Raw genomic sequence first — 1,858 nt, forward strand, 5'->3', positions numbered from 1 at the left:
GCGCGGCGCATGGCCGACGACATCCTGTTCCTCAGCGGCGGCGGCATCGCGGAACACAGCCGCGCCGCCGACTTCTTTCCCGAACCGCAAAGCCAGGCGGCGCGGGATTACCTGAACGGCAAGCTCGTCGTCTGACAGACTTCAAGAAAGGGAGTATTCACCATGCAAATGAAACCATTCGGTGCGGCCACCGTCGCGCTGCTTCTTGCGGGCGGCGCCTGGGCGCAGGACCAGTCGATCATCGTGCAATCCACGACCTCGACGGCGAATTCCGGCCTTTACGACTACCTGTTGCCGATCTTCCAGGACAAGACCGGCATCCAGGTCAATGTCGTGGCCGTGGGCACTGGCCAGGCGATCAAGAATACCGAGAATTGCGATGGCGACGTGCTCTTGGTCCACGCCAAGCCGTCCGAGGAGAAGTTCGTCGAGGCGGGGTTCGGCACCGCGCGCACGGACCTGATGTATAACGACTTCGTCATCGTCGGCCCCGAGGGCGACCCGGCGGGCGTGGGCGGCATGGACGACGTGCAGGGCGCGATGGGTAAAATCGCCGAGGCGGGCGCGCTCTTCGCCTCGCGCGGGGATGACAGCGGCACCCACAAGAAGGAAATGGCGCTGTGGTCCGACAGCGGCGTCGATCCCACGGCGGCCAGCGGCGACTGGTACCGCGAGACCGGCTCGGGCATGGGCGCCACGCTCAACGCCGGAATCGGCATGGGCGCCTATGTGATGACCGACCGCGCCACCTGGATCAGCTTCGACAACAAGCAGGATTACGCGATCCAGGTCGAAGGCGACGAGGACATGTTCAACCAGTACGGCGTGATCCCGGTCAATCCCGAGAAATGCCCCAGCGTGAACGTGGACGCCGCGCAGAGTTTTGCCGACTGGCTGGTCTCGGACGAGGGGCAGGCGGCGATCGCGGCCTACAAGGTCGCCGACCAGCAACTGTTCTTCCCCAACGCCCCGGAAAACTGATAGAGAAAACTGATAGACCTGTCGGGGCGGTGGCGCACCCGCCACCCCGAGACGCAACTCCAGGTGCCATGTCCGAGCTCGATTTCCCCGATCACGACTATCTGACCGTCAAGGAACTGGCCGCGCTCTTGCGCCTGAAGGAACGCAAGGTCTATGACCTTGCGGCCTCGGGCGCCGTGCCGTGTTCGCGTGCCACCGGCAAGCTCTTGTTTCCGGCGGGCGAGATCCGCGCCTGGATCGAACAGGCGCAGTCGGGCGGCGGCACCACGCGCCCGGCCGCGCCGCGCCCGCCGATCATGCTGGGCAGCCACGATCCCCTGCTGGACTGGGCGATCCGCCAGTCGCGCTGCGGGCTGGCCACCTTCCTTGACGGCTCGCTCGACGGATTGCAGCGCTTTGTCGCGGGCGAAGGCCTGGCGGCGGGGCTTCACCTGCACGATCCGGCGCGCGATACCTGGAATGTGCCCGCCGTGTCGAAATCCGCCGCGCGGCAGGACGCGGTGCTTGTGCTTTTTGCCAAGCGGCGGCGCGGATTGGTGATCCGGCCCGAGGCGCGCGTGCCCGCGGGCCTGGGCGATATTGCCGGGCTTCGGCTGGTGCCGCGGCAGGCGGGGTCGGGGACGGACACGCTGTTGAGGCACCTGGCCGCGCGGGACGGGCTGGACCTGGGCACGCTCGATCTGGCCGATGTCGCCCGCACCGAGGACGAGGCGGTCGAGGCGGTGCGGCGCGGCGCCGCCGACACCACCTTCGGCCTCGAAGCCGTGGCGCGCAGCTACGGGCTGTCATTCGTACCGGTGATCGAAGAAGAGTTCGCCTTGCTGGTCGACCGCAAGGCCTGGTTCGAGCCACCGATGCAGTCGCTACTGGCGTTCTG

The 1,858-nt window shown here is 67.1% G+C and carries 2 protein-coding genes; both read left to right on the forward strand.

Annotated features, from left to right (window positions below; translation table 11 throughout):
* Nucleotides 1-162 precede the first annotated feature (162 nt).
* Nucleotides 163-981 carry a substrate-binding domain-containing protein gene (locus tag XM53_RS22190; protein WP_057796978.1) on the forward strand — a complete coding sequence of 273 codons (819 nt, stop codon included), beginning with the start codon at nucleotides 163-165 and terminating at the stop codon, nucleotides 979-981.
* Between the two features lie 68 nt (nucleotides 982-1,049).
* On the forward strand, nucleotides 1,050-1,858 hold an 809-nt coding region (locus XM53_RS22195), incomplete at its 3' end, for a helix-turn-helix transcriptional regulator (protein WP_057796979.1).

This window comes from Roseovarius atlanticus (genome assembly GCF_001441615.1).
GTDB lineage: Bacteria > Pseudomonadota > Alphaproteobacteria > Rhodobacterales > Rhodobacteraceae > Roseovarius > Roseovarius atlanticus.

Excerpts from the sequence above, each read along its gene's own strand:
- XM53_RS22190 (WP_057796978.1), top strand. The coding sequence starts at position 163 with ATGCAAATGAAACCATTCGGTGCGGCCACCGTCGCGCTGCTTCTTGCG.